The sequence below is a fragment of the Paenibacillus riograndensis SBR5 genome (genome assembly GCF_000981585.1).
Classification (GTDB): Bacteria; Bacillota; Bacilli; order Paenibacillales; family Paenibacillaceae; genus Paenibacillus_AQ; species Paenibacillus_AQ riograndensis.
In genome coordinates this window covers 7,445,049-7,464,577 of record NZ_LN831776.1, presented here as the reverse complement: position 1 = coordinate 7,464,577, position 19,529 = coordinate 7,445,049, and the positions used below count along the sequence as shown (strand labels likewise).

General features: G+C 54.0%; 15 protein-coding genes. 12 read left to right on the top strand and 3 right to left on the bottom strand.

All coding sequences use genetic code 11. The features are described 5' to 3' along the window. Nucleotides 1–142 precede the first annotated feature (142 nt). The 5 genes from PRIO_RS31520 to PRIO_RS31505 all read left to right on the top strand — a co-directional run bounded on the left by PRIO_RS31520 (nt 143) and on the right by PRIO_RS31505 (nt 7,269). Complete coding sequence (locus tag PRIO_RS31520; protein WP_020425696.1) at nt 143–529, top strand: MarR family winged helix-turn-helix transcriptional regulator; 387 nt, start codon at nt 143–145, stop codon at nt 527–529. Beyond that, nucleotides 522–2,282 (top strand): ABC transporter ATP-binding protein, encoded by a 1,761-nt coding sequence (locus tag PRIO_RS31515; protein ID WP_020425697.1) that lies wholly within the window; start codon nt 522–524, stop codon nt 2,280–2,282. The genes PRIO_RS31520 and PRIO_RS31515 overlap by 8 nt, the downstream gene beginning before the upstream one ends. Further along, on the top strand, nt 2,279–4,192 hold the full coding sequence (locus PRIO_RS31510) for an ABC transporter ATP-binding protein (protein WP_020425698.1): 1,914 nt from the start codon (nt 2,279–2,281) through the stop codon (nt 4,190–4,192). Before PRIO_RS31515 ends, PRIO_RS31510 begins: the two co-directional genes overlap by 4 nt. A 347-nt stretch (nt 4,193–4,539) precedes the next feature. Next, complete coding sequence (locus PRIO_RS36335) at nt 4,540–4,704, top strand: hypothetical protein (protein WP_167345688.1); 165 nt, start codon at nt 4,540–4,542, stop codon at nt 4,702–4,704. A 339-nt stretch (nt 4,705–5,043) separates the two neighbouring features. Beyond that, complete coding sequence (locus PRIO_RS31505) at nt 5,044–7,269, top strand: MMPL family transporter (RefSeq protein WP_046506029.1); 2,226 nt, start codon at nt 5,044–5,046, stop codon at nt 7,267–7,269. Between the two features lie 458 nt (nt 7,270–7,727). On the opposite strand, the gene PRIO_RS31500 is transcribed toward PRIO_RS31505, so the two are convergent. From PRIO_RS31500 to PRIO_RS31490, 3 genes are all read right to left on the bottom strand, one after another. Next, nucleotides 7,728–8,039 carry an antibiotic biosynthesis monooxygenase gene (locus PRIO_RS31500; protein ID WP_020433176.1) on the bottom strand — a complete coding sequence of 104 codons (312 nt, stop codon included), beginning with the start codon at nt 8,037–8,039 and terminating at the stop codon, nt 7,728–7,730. A gap of 76 nt (nt 8,040–8,115) precedes the next feature. After that, nucleotides 8,116–8,835, bottom strand: coding sequence for a 3-ketoacyl-ACP reductase (locus PRIO_RS31495; protein ID WP_020433175.1), 720 nt, complete (start codon nt 8,833–8,835; stop codon nt 8,116–8,118). Between the two features lie 119 nt (nt 8,836–8,954). Then, entirely contained in the window at nt 8,955–10,523 is a 1,569-nt protein-coding gene (locus PRIO_RS31490) for an FAD-dependent oxidoreductase (protein ID WP_020433174.1), read from the bottom strand. A 217-nt stretch (nt 10,524–10,740) separates the two neighbouring features. Here PRIO_RS31490 and PRIO_RS31485 point away from each other — a divergent pair, with 217 nt between their 5' ends. The 7 genes from PRIO_RS31485 to PRIO_RS35245 all read left to right on the top strand — a co-directional run bounded on the left by PRIO_RS31485 (nt 10,741) and on the right by PRIO_RS35245 (nt 19,409). Beyond that, the gene (locus PRIO_RS31485) at nt 10,741–11,142 is read left to right on the top strand and encodes a Fur family transcriptional regulator (RefSeq protein WP_020433173.1); all 402 of its coding nucleotides are present in this window, start codon (nt 10,741–10,743) and stop codon (nt 11,140–11,142) included. A 311-nt stretch (nt 11,143–11,453) separates the two neighbouring features. Further along, complete coding sequence (locus tag PRIO_RS31480) at nt 11,454–13,406, top strand: methyl-accepting chemotaxis protein (protein ID WP_231869783.1); 1,953 nt, start codon at nt 11,454–11,456, stop codon at nt 13,404–13,406. Between the two features lie 93 nt (nt 13,407–13,499). Beyond that, entirely contained in the window at nt 13,500–14,312 is an 813-nt protein-coding gene (locus PRIO_RS31475; RefSeq protein ID WP_020433171.1) for a uroporphyrinogen-III synthase, read from the top strand. A gap of 130 nt (nt 14,313–14,442) precedes the next feature. Beyond that, entirely contained in the window at nt 14,443–15,075 is a 633-nt protein-coding gene (locus PRIO_RS31470) for a ThuA domain-containing protein (RefSeq protein WP_020433170.1), read from the top strand. Nucleotides 15,076–15,175: 100 nt separating this feature from the next. After that, nucleotides 15,176–15,523 (top strand): phasin family protein, encoded by a 348-nt coding sequence (locus PRIO_RS31465; RefSeq protein ID WP_020433169.1) that lies wholly within the window; start codon nt 15,176–15,178, stop codon nt 15,521–15,523. Beyond that, entirely contained in the window at nt 15,524–17,194 is a 1,671-nt protein-coding gene (locus tag PRIO_RS31460) for an ABC1 kinase family protein (protein ID WP_020433168.1), read from the top strand. It abuts the gene before it with no gap. A 349-nt stretch (nt 17,195–17,543) separates the two neighbouring features. Further along, on the top strand, nt 17,544–19,409 hold the full coding sequence (locus PRIO_RS35245) for a DEAD/DEAH box helicase (RefSeq protein WP_046506024.1): 1,866 nt from the start codon (nt 17,544–17,546) through the stop codon (nt 19,407–19,409). The last annotated feature ends 120 nt before the right edge of the window (nt 19,410–19,529 follow it).

The window sequence follows — 19,529 nt, the reverse complement described above, 5'->3', positions numbered from 1 at the left end:
AATTTGTATACCTAAATAAAATCGAGGTGGAAGCATTGGGATAAATCATGAAAATCCAGTCGCACACAAGCTTTTTGCCGCACTCCGGCAGTTGCGTAAAACACACTGGCAGCATACGGTGGAGGGCCATAGGCCTAGTGAGATGACTTTATTAATAACCATCGCAAAACGGTCACGTGAGGGGGAGGAAGGGCTGAAGGTTTCCGAAATCAGCCGGTTCATGGGACTCACGCCTCCAACCGTTACCCAGCTTATTAACAGTCTTGAAGCCAAGCAAATGGTGGAGAGACTCCCGGATGCAAACGACCGGAGGGTCGTGCGTATCAGGCTGACGGAGCAGGGGGGGATTATTACCCGCAGGGCAAAAGAACATATGAATGCATCGCTTAACAAATTGGTGGGGTATCTGGGCGAAGCCGAGAGCGACCAGCTGGCAGAACTGCTGCTGAAGGTGCACAGATTTGTAGAAGATAATCCGCCGCCTAATTTGGACCGGTTACAAATGAACGGAGATGAGAATCGTGATTAAACTAATGAAACAATTGAAGCCCTTTAAGCTGGCTATTGCAGCCGTACTGATCCTCGTATTTCTGCAGTCCATGGGCGACCTGTATCTTCCTACCCTGATGAGTGACATTGTCGATAAAGGGATTGTTCAGGGTGACCGCAGTTATATTTGGAAAATTGGCGGATTCATGCTGCTGGTTGCTGCTGGAGGAGCCTTATGTTCAATTATAGCCAGTTACCTGTCGGCCAAAGTTGCCGCCGGCTTCGGCAAGAATACCCGGTCCCGGATGTTCAATCATGTAGAGAATTTCACCCTGCATGAATTCGACAAGCTGGGAACAGCATCGCTGATTACACGTACCACCAATGATATTACACAGGTACAAACCGTGCTTACTATGATGCTGCGCATGATGATCGGTGCGCCGATGATGATGATCGGCGGTATTATTATGGCTATATCGGAGGATGCAAAGCTTTCCTTGATCTTTGTTGTGGTGATTCCGCTGCTAGTGGGCGCGATTCTCTTCATCGGGATGAAGGGCCTCCCGCTGTTCAAGGCGATTCAGGTCAAGCTGGACAAATTGAACCGCGTGCTGCGCGAGCATCTGACAGGTATTCGCGTCATCCGTTCCTTCAACCGGATCAGCCATGAGAATGAACGGTTTACCGAAGCCAACAAAGATCTCACGGATACTGCCATCAAGGTCAACAAGATTATGGCCGGTCTGATGCCGCTGATGATGATTGTTATGAACTTTTCTATGATTGCCATTCTGTATTACGGCGGTATCCGGATCGGCGACGGGGATCTGCAGGTCGGCTCGCTGATGGCTTTTATTCAATATGCGATGCAGATTATGTTCTCCCTGATCATGGTATCCATGATGTTCGTATTGATTCCCCGGGCCTCCGCCTCCGCGCTGCGGATTAATGAGGTGCTGGACATGCAGCCTGAAATTACAGATCCAACCGCCGGACAGCTCCAGACTACAGCCGCAGCGACCCGTAAGGACGGCCGCGGCAATATGCACGGGTTCGTCGAATTCGATAACGTGTCCTTCTCCTATCCCGGTGCGGAACAGCCTGCATTGGCAGGAATCAGCTTCAGTGCCAAGCCCGGTGAGATCACAGCGATTATCGGCGGTACAGGTTCAGGCAAATCCACTCTGCTCAGCATGATTCCGCGATTCTATGATGTCAGCGAAGGTGCAGTGCGTGTAGATGGAGTTGATGTGCGGGAGATGACACAGGAAGAGCTGCGGAGCAAGATTGGCTATATTCCGCAAAAAGCCGTGCTGTTCACGGGTACAATCAATGAGAATATCCGCTACGGCAAAGAAGAGGCCACGGAGGAAGAAGTCATCCATGCGGCCAAGATTGCCCAGGCTTACGATTTCGTCACCGCCATGAAAGACGGCTTCAATTCAGAAATCTCCCAGGGCGGAGGCAACGTCTCCGGCGGACAGAAGCAGCGTCTTTCGATTGCCCGTGCGCTGGTAAGAAAACCGGAGGTCTATTTGTTCGACGACAGCTTCTCTGCCCTGGACTTCAAGACCGACGCCAAGCTGCGGGCTGCACTTAAGGGTGAAACTACGGAATCTACTGTAATCATTGTAGCCCAGCGGGTCAGTACCGTTATGGATGCCGACCGGATTATTGTGCTTGATGAAGGACAGATTGCCGGAATGGGCACCCACCGCGAGTTGATGGACAACAGTGAAGTGTACCGCGAGATCGTATCCTCGCAGCTGTCAGAGGAGGAAATAGCATGAGTGAACAGAATAATGCAGGTAAATCGGCTCCCCGCCGCCCAGGCGGATTTGGAGGCGGCCGCGGACCGGGCGGACCCGGTGGTCCGGGCATGGGCCTGCCCCCTGAGAAGGCCAAGGATTTTAAAGGCACGCTGCGCCGTCTGATCCGCTATCTGCGGCCGCGCCAGATGCAGCTCATTATTGTTTTTATTATGGCAATTGCCAGTACCGTATTCAGTATCTTCAGCCCTAAGATTATGGGTAAAGCAACTACCAAGTTGTTCGAGGGCGCTTTTGGCATAATGAAGGGTGTGCCTGGCGCTGCGATTGATTTTGGCTATATTAATGATATTTTAATTATTCTGGGCGCTCTGTACCTGCTCAGCTCATTGTTCAGTTATGTGCAGCAGTATGTAATGTCCGGTGTGGCGCAGAAGGTTGTTTTTGATATGCGTGAGCAGATCAACAGCAAGCTGGAGCGGCTGCCGCTGAAATATTTTGACTCCCGGACCCACGGGGAAATCCTCAGCCGGGCCACCAATGATGTGGACAATATCAGCACTACGCTGCAGCAGAGTTTGACACAGCTCATAACTTCTATCGTGACCATTATCGGTGTGATTATCATGATGCTGACCATTAGCCCTTGGCTTACTCTGATCACGATTATTACACTGCCGCTGAGCTTTGTGGTCATTATGGGGATCACCAAACGTTCCCAGACTTATTTCATCGGGCAGCAGAAATCTTTGGGACAGTTGAACGGGCATGTTGAAGAAATGTACACCGGTCACCGCATTGTCAAAGCTTTTGGCCGCGAAAAGCACTCGCTGGGCGAGTTTGATAAAATCAATGACTCGCTTTACGATTCCGGCTGGCGGGCGCAGTTCATTTCCGGTATTATTATGCCGCTGATGATGTTCATCGGGAACCTGGGTTATGTGCTGGTCTGTGTGGTTGGCGGTATTTTCGTCACCAAAAAAATTATTGATGTCGGGGACATTCAGGCTTTTATCCAATATTCGCGCCAGTTCACCATGCCGATTACGCAAACGGCCAATATTGCCAACATCATTCAATCGACGATTGCTTCGGCAGAACGTGTATTTGAGCTTTTGGATGAAGAAGAAGAAGTTCCTGAAGTCAGTACGTCCCTGGCCAAACGCCCAGTGGATGCAGAAGAAGGTTCGGTTGAATTCCGTCATGTGAAATTCGGCTACAAGGAAGACGCTATTCTGATTGAAGACATGAACATTGAGGTCAGCCCCGGACAGACCATTGCTATTGTAGGGCCGACCGGTGCCGGCAAAACGACGCTGATCAACCTGCTGATGCGCTTCTATGAAATCAGCGGCGGGGAGATTATCATCGACGGTGTCAATATTACCGATATGAAGCGCAGCGAGCTGCGCAGCAAATTCGGCATGGTGCTTCAGGATACCTGGCTGTTCAACGGAACCATCCGTGACAATATCGCCTATGGCCGCGAGGGCGCTACAGAAGCCGATGTGGTGCGGGCTGCCAAAGCTGCTCATGCCGATCACTTTATCCGCACACTGCCGCTTGGCTATGACACGATTCTGAACGAGGAAGCCTCCAACATTTCGCAGGGGCAGAAGCAGCTGCTTACTATTGCCCGGGCAATTCTGGCCGATCCTACCATTCTGATTCTGGATGAAGCGACAAGCAGCGTCGATACGCGGACTGAAGTGCAAATCCAGAAGGCGATGAACACGCTGATGAATGGCAGAACAAGCTTTGTTATCGCCCACCGTCTATCCACCATCCGGGACGCCGATTTGATTCTCGTGATGAACAAGGGCAGCGTCATTGAAAAAGGCACCCACGAGGAACTGCTGAAAGCTGACGGATTCTATGCGGATCTGTACAACAGCCAGTTCTCCGATGAGGGGCTGCCGGATGTAGGCTAAAGAATACAATGAATCCCAATGGATAGTTAATCCTATGCGGCATACCGCCGCTTAAATAGTCCCCCTGTTCACAGCGGTACGTACATGCTGTGGGCAGGGGGGCTTTTTTCAAAATATAAGAATTTATATGGCGCTATAAATTATCCTTCTATTTCTCGCTGAAACGGGTACCTGAAAGCGGTACTCTGTATCGCTGCTTTGGAAGCATAGGCTCTTGTAAAAGGAAGCCGTTTCTACAATTATATGTTTTGGGGGAAGCTAAGCTTAACCCTAATTTAATAGCATAGGAAACTATGATTACTTCCACATGTGGATAAAAATATGCTTAAAGTTGTAGGATAGATACTTTGGACGAATTTGTAACGAGCAACAGCAGAAATACCGTTGTTGGGGCGCCGAAGGCCAGCTTGCTCGGAAACAACGGCAGAAATACCGTTATTGGGGCGTCGAAGGCCAGCTTGCCCGGAAATAACGGCAGAAATACCGTTGTTGGAGCGTCGAAGGCCGGTTAGCCTAGAAATAACAGCAGAAATACCGCTGTTGGAGCGCCGAAGGCCGAGTTCTGGGGGGCAGAGCCGGTCTAAATATCCTAATTCCAACTAGCAACTACTTACCGGCTTCTTCGCATATTAAACGTGCCCCAGCCAAACAAATTTCAACGTTATGGTGTATTGCAAACGTTATGGTGTATTGCATAAGATTCTGCACTAACCCTAAGATAATTGGCATATAAACCTATGGATATCGCGATCTTTTGAAAAAAAAGGTTTGATTAAAATTTTTAGGGTATATATGATAAGAATATGAAAATGACCCACGGTTCATTTTGGGCTGAAGGGTACGAAGAGAGGATGAACGGAATGTCAGGCTACGGAAATTGGGTGGCAGGCAGCAAAACCAAGTGGGTCACCCTAATCGTCTGGATAGCGGTTGTGGGAGCGCTCACCATGTTATGGCCTTCGGTGAACTCGCAGGAGCTGAACAATGCATCCAACCTCCCTGAAGATTCGCAGTCGGTGCGGGCTTCAGCCGTTGCTGAAAGGGAGTTTCCGGCTGGCAGCGGCGTCCCTGCCTTGCTCGTATGGCATAGGGAAGGCGGAATGTCCGGGGAGGATCTGGCACATATCATCGCTGTGTACAGCAAGCTTGAGCAGCAGCCATTGGCACATCAGAACTACGTTCCGCCGCTCGGGAAGCTGCCGCCGCAGGCGCTTCAGGCTTCGTTGTCGGAGGATGGGAGCACACTGGTTACTCCGGTGCTTTTTGAGAAGACAGCGGCCAGCAGCCAGCTCGGCGAAGCATTAACGGAAATGAAAAAAGTAATAAAAACGGAGACAGGCGGCGACCCTTCTGCAGCGAAGACAGAGAGTAATGATCTGAGCCTTCGGGTATCCGGGCCGGTAGGGATCTCCGTTGATGCCACCGGACTGTTCCAGAATGCGGATGTCTCCCTGCTGATCGCAACAGTTGTGCTGGTGCTTGTGTTCCTGCTGCTGATCTACCGCTCGCCGATTCTGGCTTTGATTCCACTCGTAGCGGTAGGTTTTGCCTATGGTGTTACCAGCCCTGTGCTCGGAAAAATGGCCCAGGAAGGCTGGATCACCGTAGACTCCCAGGCCATTTCCATTATGACCGTGCTGCTGTTCGGTGCGGGTACGGACTATTGCCTGTTCCTGATTTCCCGGTTCCGTCAGATGCTGAAGGTGGAGAAGCATAAGGGGCACGCATTATTGCTTGCAATCACACATTCTTCCGGCGCTATTGCCATGAGCGGATTTACAGTTGTATTGGCGCTGTTTGCGCTGCTGCTGGCCAAATACGGTGCGTACCACCGGTTCGCCGTTCCGTTCAGCGTCTCGATTCTGATTATGGGGATCGCCAGCTTGACGCTGGTGCCTGCGCTGCTGGCGATTTTTGGCCGCACCTCCTTTTTTCCGTTCATTCCGCGTACTCCGCAGATGGAAGCCGATCGGGCCAAAGCGAAGGGCAAACCGGCACCGCAGCCTAAACCTGAACGCAAAAAAGGAATCGGTGATTTCGTGGTAGCCCGCCCTTGGGCGATTGTAGGCATTACGGTGGTTCTTCTCGGTGTGCTCGCCTCCTTTTCCGGCGGGATCAAATTTACTTATGATATTCTCTCGTCCTTTCCGGAGGACATGGAGTCGCGCGAGGGCTTTGACCTTATCGGCACCCAATTCTCTCCCGGCGGGCTGGCTCCGGCCAAGCTGATGATTGATACACAGGGTAAGGTGAACGGGGAGGATATCAAGGTAGTTCTCAGCGGGATTTCTTATATTGATACGGTGTCCGATCCCCAGCAGGGTGCGGTCAGCCATAATATCCTCGGGTATGATGTAGAATTCAAAAGTAATCCATATTCTCTGGAGGCCATGAATCACATACCAGCGCTTCAGGCAACCGTAGAACAGGCGCTGGCTGAATCGGGCCTGGACAACGTCAAGGATAGTGTGTGGATCAGCGGGCAGACTGCGGCCCAGTATGATACCAAAGAGCTCGGGGAGAGAGATACGGATCTGATTATTCCGGTTGTTATCGGGATGATTACCGTGCTGCTGCTGATCTATCTGCGCTCTGTAGTGGCGACGGTTTATCTGGTGGCGACCGTAATCCTGTCGTTTTTCTCAGCGCTGGGGCTAGGCTGGATTATTATTCATTATCTTATGGGAGCAGACGCCATTCAGGGTGCCATTCCGCTGTATTCCTTCGTATTCCTGGTTGCACTGGGAGAGGACTACAACATCTTCATGATCTCGAACATCTGGAAAAAACGCAAAGTTATGCCGCTGAAGCAGGCCATTGCTGAAGGTGTAAATGAGACCGGCTCGGTCATCACCTCCGCCGGGCTCATACTGGCCGGAACCTTCGCGGTGCTGGCCAGCCTGCCGATTCAAGTGCTGGTGCAGTTCGGCATTATCACCGCCATTGGGGTGCTGCTGGACACCTTCGTAGTCCGCCCTTTCCTGGTGCCGGCAATTACCGTACTCTTGGGCCGCTGGTCCTTTTGGCCGGGCAAACATCGGGAGCAGGAGCGAGCGCTGTTAGTGAGCGAGGATTAATTGGGGAGAGGGCCAATACCATAATGAGGTGCGGACGGGCCGGGCGAGAACATGAGGAGTATTGAACAGGGAGCTTCACGACGCCCCCGCTTCCTTATTATGCGGCTGCTCAGTAATATAACAACAGGGATGCCCCGCTGTGCCGTATAGGTCAGCAGGGCATCCCTGTTTAGGTTAGTAGAGCAATCAACGGCAGTAATGCCGCAATAAGCGGGCTATCTGGCGAAATGAAAGGTAAAAGTACCTTTGAATTCGTCGCAAGCGGGCTATCTGGCGAAATGAAAGGTAAAAGTACCTTTGAATTCGTTGCAAACGAGTAAGCAGCGAGCTGAAGCCGCAGGCCACAAACGTCGGCATTCCTGCCGTTGTTTGCGCGGGAAGCTAGGTTGCTTTTGCCTATATAAAGCGAACTTGAAAAAGTAACAAAAGGGGAAAGGTCACAACCTCCGCCTGATAGCCTACTCCCCTGGCGTACGGCTGACAAGCAGTTCATACTTGTCCAGCGTGGCGCCAAGAATCGCTTCATTCCCGCCTGCGCCGCGATGTGACTGACGGAAGGCGTCGCTGGAAGTCCAGCCCTTAAATGCTTCCTCATTCTCCCATACGGTGCAAATTTTCAGTTCCTCTGCACCGTCTTTGGGGCTGCCGTGCCATACTTCCATACGGACGAAGCCGGGCATATCCTGTACCCCGTTCGATGCTCCGAAGCGCTGGGCTATGGCCTCAGCATGGCCTTCCTTGATTTTGAGGGTATTGGTAACTACAAGCATTCCAAAGACCTCCTTCATGCTAGAGTATCCTACCCGTTCTGTAAGGCCGCCGCAGCGGGGCGGCAGCCTTAACCGCTTATTGCGGATTGGTTGTCCAGATACCTGCAGTCTTCAGGAAGACGCGGTCGGGAAGCTTCAGCGCGGCCAGGGCCAGCTCAGCCACATCCTCAGGCTGCATCATCCGGTCCTCATCGCCGATCTTCAGGCCGGCATTCTCCGCAAGGCCGGTGTTGACGGTGCTCGGTGTCAGAGCGACCACACGGATGTTGTGCTTGCGGACTTCCTGCGCCAGCGCCTCGGTCATGCCCATCAGCGCGAACTTGGAAGCGCAGTAAGCAGAGCCGGTGGCGAAGCCCCGTTCTCCGGCTGTAGAAGAAATATTGATGATATTGCCGCTGCTGCGCTCAATCATTGCAGGCAAAGCTGCACGGGTGACATAGTAGGTCCCGAACAGATTGATCTGCATATGGTGTTCCCAATCCGCAGGGTCCATTTCCAGAAAAGTGCCGAATTTGGCGATCCCGGCATTGTTAATCAACGCGTCAAACGCGCCGAGGTCTTTCTGCAGGGAAACGACAGCCCGTTCAGCGTCCTCGCGGACAGCGATATCCGCCACCGCGATGCTTGCCTTGATATCGTACACTTCGGTCAGCGCCGACTTGAGCGCCTCCAGATCAGCCGCTGTTCTGGAGATCAGCCCCAGATTTGCACCTTCCTTGGCCAGCGCCATAGCCAGAGCTTTGCCGATCCCTTTGCCGGCACCGGTGATGACAATACTTCTTCCTCTCAGATCCATAACCTAACGTCACGCTCCTTTTTTACAAATGCTTAGTAATGAGGCTGCTATTCAGCTCCCATTATACCTGAGCGGGAAAAGAGAAGCACGCGAAGGGAAGGAGAGTTCAGCTTCCTGTCTTATTCTTTAACTTCCAGCCTGGTCAGCGGAACACTTGCCGGACCCTCCAGTACATCTCCATCAAAAGAGAAGCGTGAGCCGTGGCAAGGGCAGTCCCAGGAGCGTTCCCCATCGTTCCACTCGGTTTCGCAGCCCATATGGGTGCAGGTTCTGTCCACCAGATGCAGCTTTCCTTCGGGATCGCGGTAGGCTCCAACGCGCTTGCCGTCGTGGAAGACCACCGCCCCTTGATCCGGCTCCAGTTCATGCGTCCTTTTATGCACAATCTCCAGCTTGCCTGCAACCAGTTCTTTTGCAACGTTGGCATTTTGGGCAATGAAGGTTTTAATCGCAGGCACGGTTTTGAAGCGTGAAGGGTCATATAGCTCCGTATAAGGATTGCTGCGCCGCAGGATGCCATCCGCTATTATGCGTGCTGCCAGGGTTCCGTTCGTCATGCCCCATTTGCGAAAGCCGGTGGCGATATAAATTTCCTCATCCTCTGCTGTTTTGGCAATGTAAGGAACACGGTCCAGAGTAATGAGGTCCTGGGTCGACCACCGGAAGGGGATGCCCCGAATGCCCAGCAGTCCCCCGGCGAATTTCTCCAGATTTTCATAATGGCCATGGGTGCAGATGCCTTGCCCCGTCTTATGGTTGTCCCCTCCAACAATGACCAGCTTCTTGCCGTTCCATTCCACGGCCCGCAGCGAACGGGTGGGGTTTCCCGCACTTAAATACATTCCGCCCTCATAATCGGTTTCCGGGTCAATGGCCAGACAGTAGGAACGCTCCGCATGCAGACGGGTGAAGTATAAGGCACCGCCGTCATAAAAAGGATAGTGGGAAGCCGATACCGCATGCCGGCAGCTGATTTTATGTTTGCTTTGCTCTGTATACAGGGTGAGCACGCCACTGTCCTTGTCGACTTGTTCTCCAATCATGGTGTGCTCGTAGATTATCCCGCCTTTATCCAAAATAACATCCAGCAGTCCCTTAAGGTACTGGAGCGGATGGAAACGGGCTTGTTCCGGCAGCTTAATGGCACCGTCAATCCGCAGCGGAAGCGAGATATGGTCTTGCCACTCCCCCGGAAGCCCGATTTTGCCATAGGCCTTGAACTCATCTTCAAGCTGCTTCAGCGTCTGCTCATCCCCCTCATCTGCGTAGAGATAAGCCGCTTCGCGTGTGAGGCCACAGGATAACTTCAGTTCTTCTGCCGTCTGTACCATCCACTTCAACGCCTCGTTGTTTGACTGATAGTAGAGCCGTGCTGCTTCTTCTCCGAAGTCCTTGACCAAATCGTGGTAGATCAGGCCATGCTGTACGGTGATTTTGGCGGTAGTAAATCCGGTAGTGCCGGCAAAAAGTTCACCTGCTTCCAGCAGTGTTACTTTGTACCCCGCCTGGGTCAGCAGATAGGCTGTCGTAATCCCGGTAATCCCGCCGCCAACAATCGCGACATCAGTAGAATGGTCTTCCGCAAGTGCCGGAAAGGACGGGACTTCAGTACTGGCTCTCCATAACGATTGCGGGAATTGCGGAAGGCTCTGCGGGAACTGGGGGCGGTTCATCCTGTTCTCCTTCATATTTATCTCCTCCATCACTGTAAAGACTCATTTCAATTATTACCACACTCCCGCCAAAAGAAACCCGTCAGACGCCAGTAGTGCATGAAATAGAAACAACCATGTCACAATAAGGGGCAGTTGCCGTTAAGGCGGATTATGAGCCGGGCCTTCCTCATTGACGCTGTGGCCATCTGGATTTATACTTGATCTAAAAACAAATCAGAGGATGATAAAGATGAAGACCCTGAATCTGACCTCCCAGCGTCAAGCTGTGTATGACATTGTCCGGAGTTCACATGACCACCCCACGGCAGCAGAGGTAATGAACCGGCTGGTAGAACAAGGGCACAACCTTGCTTATGGAACCGTATATAATTCTTTGCGTTATCTTTCGGACAAACAAATGATCCGTGAGCTCAAACTGGGGGAAGCCGCCAGCCGCTATGACGCCCGTCTTGATGAACATCAGCATATCCTGTGCGAGGTGTGCGGGGCCGTGGATGAGGTAATGACCCAGGTGCCGCAGGAGTGGACTGACCAGGTGAGCGAAGAGACAGGCTATTTGATTACCCATGCGCATGTTGTGTTTGGAGGCGTGTGCCCGAATTGCAGAAGCAAAGGGGCCAAGCAGCTCTGAACGTTGGCAGTCCGGTCCAAAACCAACTGATCCATAACTGAAGACTGCCGGATTTCCAGTTCAGCTATATAGTCCCGAAAAACTATATACAGATATAAGAAAAGACCGTTTTCATTAAACGGTCTTTTTGCTGCAGTTATATGAAAATTCTCCAAAGAAGTATGAGAATACTGAAGAGTTTCCGGGCAAAAGAGGTTTTTCAGGACTGATATATAATTATATATTAGACAGCACACAAGTCGTACTTAAGACTCATAAGAAAGCGAGAGTGAGTAAAGAGGATGAAACCTAAAGCGAATATAACCATCCGTATGAAGCTGATTCTTACATATCTGGTTGTCCTCCTGGTGCCAAGCATCATCATAGGCTGGCAAACTTACGAATCGGCCAGCAGCAAAGTGGAAGGCCAGCTTCTGAATAATGCCGCTGAAAGCGTCGCTGCGGTAAACGAAATCATTAACGTGAATATGCAATCCAAAATCAATGATATTCAGTATTTTGCCCAGCAGTTCTCCTCCTCGGCTGTTCATGGACAAGCGGAAGGCGGCGGTGCTGCGGTACAGGCCAGATTGAAGGAATATGCTGCGCTTCATCCGGATGTTCTGGATATTTATGTGGCAACCAGCCGGGCAGAGATGGTACATGCCTCGGAATCGAAACTTCCGGAAGGCTATGACCCGCGGAAGGAGAACGCTTATGTCAGTGCACTGAAGCACGGGAAGGGGGCTGTGATCTCGCCGGCCTTCCAGACCGTTAATGGCGAAACAGCCGTTGCGGTTTCCGCAGTCCTTGAAGATGGGGGCGGAGTGGTCGCTCTGAACCTCAACCTGGAGGAAATGGCCAATCTGATTAACATAAAGGTCGGGAAGGAAGGATATATTTTTTTGGCTGACAGCAGCAAAAAATTTCTTGTACATCCTATTGAACCCATTGGCCAAGAATCATCGCTTGATTTCATTAAGCAAATGTTTAACGGAGAACACGGTTCGTTTGATTATACCTACAACAACTCTCGCCAAAAGCTGACGTATCTGATGAACGGGCTCACCGGCTGGAGAATCGGGGGCACAATCAGCAAAAGTGAGGTGACAGCGGCCACACAAGGAATCCGTGATACGGCTCTGATTGTCATCGCCGTCTCCGTGCTGCTTGCGCTTGTGCTGGTGTATTTCAACGTGGCTTCGATCCTTAAACCCCTCACCCGTCTGCGCAAAGCTACAGAGGTCATTGCCAGCGGCGACCTGTCAGAGGATATCGGCCGCTTCCGGAGAGATGAAATCGGATTTCTTGCCGACAATTTCCGTTCAATGGTTGCCAATCTGCGCGGCATGATTACAGGTGTGAAGGAGATGACCGGCAATGTGTCCGCTTCTGCGGAAGAGCTCACTGCCGGGGCAGAACAGACCACAAAGGCTATTGAGCATGTAACGATAGCCATTCAGGAGGTAGCGGCAGGCACAAAGCGGCAGGTGCACAGTGTGCAGAGAGGGACGGAGAGCACGGCGGCAACCGCAGGCGAAGTTGAGCATATCTCCGGATTCATGGAGCAGGTGTCGGCAATGATGGAGAAGACCTCGCTGTCCGCTGCCGAGGGCAATGATTCGGTGATCCGCGTGGTGGACAAAATTAACGGCATTCACGAAACAGTGGAGGAACTAAGCAGTGTAATCGGCAAGCTGAATGACCGCACAGGCCAGATTCACGGAATTGCCGGTGTAATTACGGGAATTGCCCGGCAGACCAACCTGCTGGCGCTCAATGCTTCGATTGAGGCGGCCAGAGCCGGTGAGCAGGGCAGGGGCTTCGCGGTTGTTGCTGCTGAAGTCCGCAAGCTGGCTGAGGAATCAGAGGGCTCCGCGCACAGGATCGCGGATCAGATTGCTTCCATTAACACAGAGATGCAGCAGGCAACGGCGACGATGGAGGATGCCCGCAGCAAGGTGTCGGAAGGCATAATGGCGGTGGATACCACCGGGCGCTCCTTCTCCCGCATCCGCAGAGCGGTTAAGGGGGCGGCCGAGAAGATTGAAGCCATGGTGGAAGCCGTTGGCACACTGACGGCTGAAGCTGTCAGCATGGAGGCTGCGATCCATGAGATTCAAGCGATCTCCCAAGAGGCTGCCGGCAATACGGAGACGATATCGGCAGCTGCCCGGGAGCAGCTGGCTTCGGTAGAGGAGATTGCATCCTCCTCAGCGGATCTGAGCCATCTTGCCGAGGAACTGCAGGAGCTTGTGGGACGTTTCAAGCTGTCGGAGAAATAAGTGGGAATTGCTTTTCATCTTTTCTTTTTCGGCTCAATGCAAGTATACTGATAAACAATAAGTTTGTGGGCTGATGAGGGGGAGAAAAAGGATATGGCAGAGCAATTGCAAGGCATTACCGTCGCCCTGGCCGGTCCGCGCAAGGCGGAAGAAATGGCTAAGCTGGTGCAGAACATGGGAGGAACGGCACTGCACCGGCCTGCCCAGGGGACGGTGTTTCTGGATAACCAGGCGCTGCGGGAAGGAATTGCTGCCTGGATAGCCCATCCGCCCGATCTGGCTATACTGACGACAGGGATGGGGCTGGAGGCGCTGTTTGAAATGGCGGCGGAGATGGAACTGGAGGCGCGTTTTCTGGAGGTTCTCTCGGCTTCGCCAATTGCCGCACGCGGCTACAAGACGGTTAATGCGCTGAAGAAGCGGGGACTCCGGCCTGAAGTCCGCGATGATGACGGGAGCACAGCCGGGCTGCTTCGGGGGCTGGAAGACTGGGATCTGCGCGGCAAATCGGTTGTTCTGCAGCTCCATGGCGATCCTGCTCCTGAGCTGGCGGCCTGGCTGAAGGAGGCAGGGGCGTCTGTCCTTCAAGTGGAGCCGTACCGCCATACGCCGCCGGAGCCCGGGGCGCTGGCCCGGCTGTATGAAGAGATTGCAGAAGGCAGAGTCGATGCGGTAGCCTTCACGAGCGCTCCGCAATTCCGTTTTCTGGCTCAGTATGCCAGGGAGCAGGGCAAGCTGAAGGAACTGGTGGAGGCCTTTGAGCACAAGGTGCTGGCGGTTTCTGTAGGACGGATCACCTCGGAATCCCTGAAGGAGGAAGGAATAACGCGGATCGTGATGCCCGAGCATGAACGGATGGGCAGCATGTTCGTGGAGCTTGGGAAATATATCGCGTCCCGCCGCTGACGGTCTGCCAGGCCGAAGTTTCATAGGCACGGACATTTATTGCCGGCCATGGACAACCTCAGCCATTTTACTTAGAATATAGGCAACTAAAAAGACAAATATAGATATAGAAAGAAGGAGGAGGTCCCCTATGGACAAAAGAAAATGTCTGCTTTTGGGTGACTATACCCACCCCCGTTTTCATCCGCTGCAGGGCGTGGACAAACAAATCAGCGAAATCCTGAATGATCTGCTGATTGTGCAGTGTTCGGAGAATAAAAAGCTGCTGCTCAGCGAGCACTTGTCAGGATATGATCTGTGCATCGCATACAATGAGCTATGGAATGAGACGGTGTCCCCCCAGCAGACTGCGGGTCTGCTGAGCTATGTGAGCGGCGGCGGCGGACTGATCGTGCTGCATACCGGAATCTCGCTGGCCAAACGCTATGAGCTGGCCCATCTGATCGGCGGCAGATTTACCGGACATCCGCCGTATACTCCGCTGAACTTCAAGGTCCTGGAGCATGACATTACCGAGGGCATCGAAGATTTCCAGCTGGATGAGGAGCCGTACACGTTCGACTTCGATCCTTTTACAGAGAAGACCATTTTACTGGAGTATGAAGCAGAGGGGGAAATGCGTCCGGCCGCCTGGTGTCACAGCTATGGGCTGGGACGGGTGGTATTTCTGATGCCAGGCCATCATGAACCTTCCTTCACACATCCGGCGATTCGCCAGCTGATCCTGCGGGCGGCTACCTGGGCGGCGCGAATCCCTAGATAATCTATATAGTGCGGCTGCTTTGCACAGGCTTAAATTTTGTGAAATGGCCCGCAAAAGGGTATACTCTATCCATAACCGGAATCATTGGGAGGAAAGTGCCATGAGTGATTTGTTCAAGAAAGCAATCTCTTTAGGAGTCGGCCTCACCATTGTCAGCAAGGAAAAGGTAGAAAAGGTAGTTGAAGAGCTGGTGAAGCGGGGCGAGCTTGCCCCCTCGGAATCCAAGGCACTCGTTGACCGGCTGGTGGAGCGTGGCGAGGAAGAACGCGGAGTGTTCAAATCTGCAGTTCATGAACAGGTGGAGCGCGTGCTGAAGGAGCTTAAAATCCCTGTTCAGAGTGATGTTGCCGAGCTGGAAGCGCGGATTGCTGTCCTGGAGCGCCGTGTGGCGGAGCTGGAGGGAACTCCTTCGACGGAGGAAGCCCTGCCGGAACAGCGTACGGACTAAATGGCTGTACGTATAAGACATGCCGGGCGGTACCGGACTATTGCCATGGCGCTGATGCGTCATGGCTTCGGCTATATGGTGGAGGAACTTGGCCTCTACCATCTGTTGTCCCTTCCGCGCCGGATGATTACCCAGGAGGTTCACGAGAGTCTGACGCTGGGGGAGCGGATCCGCCGGGTGCTTGAGGATTTGGGGCCAACCTTTGTGAAGCTGGGCCAATTGGCCAGTACCCGTTCCGATCTGCTGCCCGATTCTATAATTCAGGAACTGGTGAAGCTTCAGGACAGCGTCCCTCCGTTCTCGGCGGAAACGGCGCGCAATATTTTGGAGCAGGAGCTTGACCAGCCGATTGATGAAATGTTCAGCTATTTTGAGAATGCCCCGCTTGCCGCAGCCTCCATTGGTCAAGTCCACCGGGCTGTACTGCATGGCGGGCAGAGTGTGGCGGTCAAAATCCAGCGTCCCGGTGTGATGCGGACCATGACCCGGGATCTGGAAATTTTACAGGATCTAAGCGCCCTGGCCGAGAGGAAGCTGGACTGGGCGAAGCAATACGGGCTGACCCGGATGGTAGAGGAATTCTCCCGAGCGCTGCTGGCGGAGCTGGATTACGGCCAGGAGGGGCGCAATGCGGAACGGATCGCCGGGCAGCTTACGGAGCACGATCAGGTCTATATCCCGGCAATTTTTTGGGATTACAGCTCCACCCGTGTGCTGACTATGGAATATGTCGAAGGCATCACATTGAACCACCGCGAGGAGCTGCTCCTGAAGGGCGTGAAGCTGAAGACGCTAGCCCAGCAGCTGGTGGAGATGATGCTGAACCAGATTTTTATTCATGGTTTTTTTCATGCTGATCCTCATCCCGGCAATGTTATGCTGCTGGATGACGGGAAACTGGCGTTAATTGATTTCGGCATGGTTGGCCGGCTGAGCGAAGAAATGAAGGATAGCCTGTCTGCGCTTGTCATCGCTCTAATGCGCAAGAATACCGATTCCATGGTGCGGGCTATTTTACGGCTGGGCGTCATTCCCGAGGAAGCTGACCGGATGGCGCTGCATGATGATATGGACAGGCTTCGCGAGGCATACTATGATATCCCCTTCAAGCAGGTCAGCATCGGCAAAGCGCTGAATGATCTGTTTGGCATCGCCCGCAAGCACAGGCTGGTCATTCCCCCGGACCTGGCGATGCTCGGCAAAACCATGCTGACGCTGGAGGGGGTAGTCGGCAACCTTGACCCGTCTTTCAGCATTGTGCAGATGGCCGAACCCTTCGGCAGGCGGCTGGTAAGGCAGCGCTTCAGCGGCAGCCGCCTGCAGCGCAAAATTCTCGGCGGCGTTGCTGATCTCGCCGAAAGTCTGGTAGAGCTTCCGGCACAGGCGCGGCAGCTGTCTGCGCTCGTTGGCAAAGGCAAGCTGAAGGTGGAGGTCGTACTGCCTGAGCTGAAGGGAATTGAACACAAGGTTAGCCGGGTGGGTAACCGCCTCTCGTTCAGCATTGTGCTGCTGGCCTTCAGCATTATTATGGCCGGGCTGATCATTGCCTCTTCGCTGCGGGGAGAGCCTTCCATGCTCTGGGACTTCCCGATTGTCGAAATCGGCTCTGTGATCGCTCTTCTGATGATTTTATGGCTGCTGTACTCCATTTTTAAATCAGGACGGTTTTAGCCGTAATAAATATTCTTGGGGAGTTGCACACAAACGGCACGGGATCAAGTACAATGTAAAGGTTAACTTCTTAATCCTAAATAAGAAGCTTGGATATAGAGTGTAATGGAACGCAAATGGAGTGCCGTCTGAATGTCCGGTGGATCGCTGCTGCCCCTGAAACCGAACTTTGGACCGCGCATCTGCAGGGCTGAAGGGCGGCTAGTGAGACGGAAGGGCTCCGGAGACGGGGTTCTTCCGCTTTTGTTTTGAATATGCGGCAACGGCATCCTGCCTACATTACTCCAGGAACTGGATAACTATAGTGATATGAATTGAACAAATTACAGAAAAATGTGAGGTGGAGACTTTGCCGGGTTTTAAGGAACTGGGAGTATCGGAATTATTGAACGGCCTGCTTCAGGGTCAGGGGATTGCTAAGCCTACACCAGTGCAGGAAGAAGCTATTCCTCCGCTGGTGCAGGGATTGGACGTTATCGCAAGGGCCAAGACGGGAACAGGCAAAACACTGGCCTTCCTGCTGCCGATTATGGACAAGATCCGTGTGGAGCAGGCATATCCGCAGGCGCTTATCATGGCACCGACCCGCGAGCTGGCTTTGCAGATTACCGAGGAGGCCCGCAAGCTGGCGCGCCATACCGGAGTGAAAATTCTGGCCGTATATGGCGGCCAGGATGTGGAAAAGCAGCTGCGCAAGCTGGAAGGCGGCCGGCATCTGATTATCGGGACGCCGGGCAGGCTGCTGGATCATATACGCCGGGGAACGCTGGATCTCGGCGGGGTCAAGATGCTGGTGCTGGATGAAGCGGACCAAATGCTGCATATGGGCTTCCTGGAGGATGTGGAAACCATTATTACGGCTGTGCCTTACCGCCGCCAGACGATGCTGTTCTCCGCGACCATGCCGGACCCGATCAAGCGGCTGGCCAGCAAATACATGAAAGAGCCGCTGGATATCGTTATTAAAAGCGGTTCCCCTATTCCGCTGGAGAATATCCGCCAGCAGGTGGTGGAATGCTCGGACCGCAACAAGGAAGAAGCTTTGATCGCGCTGATCGAGCGGGACCGTCCTTACCTGGCGATGATCTTCTGCCGGACGAAACGCCGTGTGTCCAAGCTGAATGAAGCACTCCAGGCCGCCGGCTATGATTGCGACGAGCTGCACGGCGACTTGTCGCAGAGCAAACGCGAAGCGGTGATGAAACGGTTCCGCGAGGCGAAGCTGCAGCTGCTGGTGGCCACGGATGTGGCTGCCCGCGGTCTGGACGTCGAGGGCATCACGCATGTCTTCAACTATGATCTGCCGCTGGATGCGGACAGCTACATTCACCGGATCGGCCGGACCGGCCGCGCAGGCGGCAAGGGACTGGCGATCACGTTCGCTTCGCCGCGCGAACGCGCCGGGCTCGAGCTGATCGAGCACGGCATCTCCCAGCGGCTGGACCGCCGCCGGTACGAGAAGGATGAATTCGGCGTAGGCGAATTCATCTCCGTGCAGGGCGGACGCCAGAACGCCGTGCCGGAAGGCGCCCGCAATGGACGCGGCGGGCGCGCCCAGGGGCGCAGCGGCGGAGCTCCGCGCGCCGAAGCCGGGGCGCGGCCGGGTGCGGGCGGACGCGGCCGCGGCAAGGAAGCAGGCGGCTGGGGCGCGCCTGCAGAAGGGCGCAGCCGCAGCGCAGCGGCTGGCGGCAAGCGCAGCGGCTGGGGCGACGCTGCGCCAAGAGGCGGCGGGCACGCCGGCAAAAGCGCGGCGAAGCCAAGAACGGGCGGCGGCTACGGCAGCTACGACGCCCGCAGCAGCAGCCCGGCTGCAGGCTATGCAGCCGGAGAAAGCGCCGCCGGCCAGCGCGGCGGCAAAGGGGCCGCCGGTTCCAAAGGCGGCCCGGGCAGCGGCTACAGCGCCAACGTTTCCCGTGGCGCGGAAGCCGGAGGCTTCAGCTACGGAGCCTCCAAAGGAGCGGGCTCCGGCAGCGGATATAATCCGGGCGGCGCACAGGCCAGCCCGAAACATAGAGCGAATGTAGCCCGCAGCAATGACGCCGGGGGCTGGAGTTCGTCAGCGCCTGCCAAGGGGGGCGGCGCACGCAGCGGCTCCAAAGGCGGCAAAGGCGGCTACGGCCCGGGAGGGCGCAGCAGCGGAGGCAAAGCTTCATCGCGCGGCGGCCGGGGCAACGGCTCCGGGGGCACGCGCGGGGGCCGAGGCTCCTCCAGATAGAGGCGCTGGATTTCATTTTATGAAACTTGTTACCATAGGACGGCCAGCCGCTCAGGCTGGCATGCTGTGGTAACATTTTTTTTGCCTTTGTGTATCTTTAAAGTTTTGAAACATTTTGGA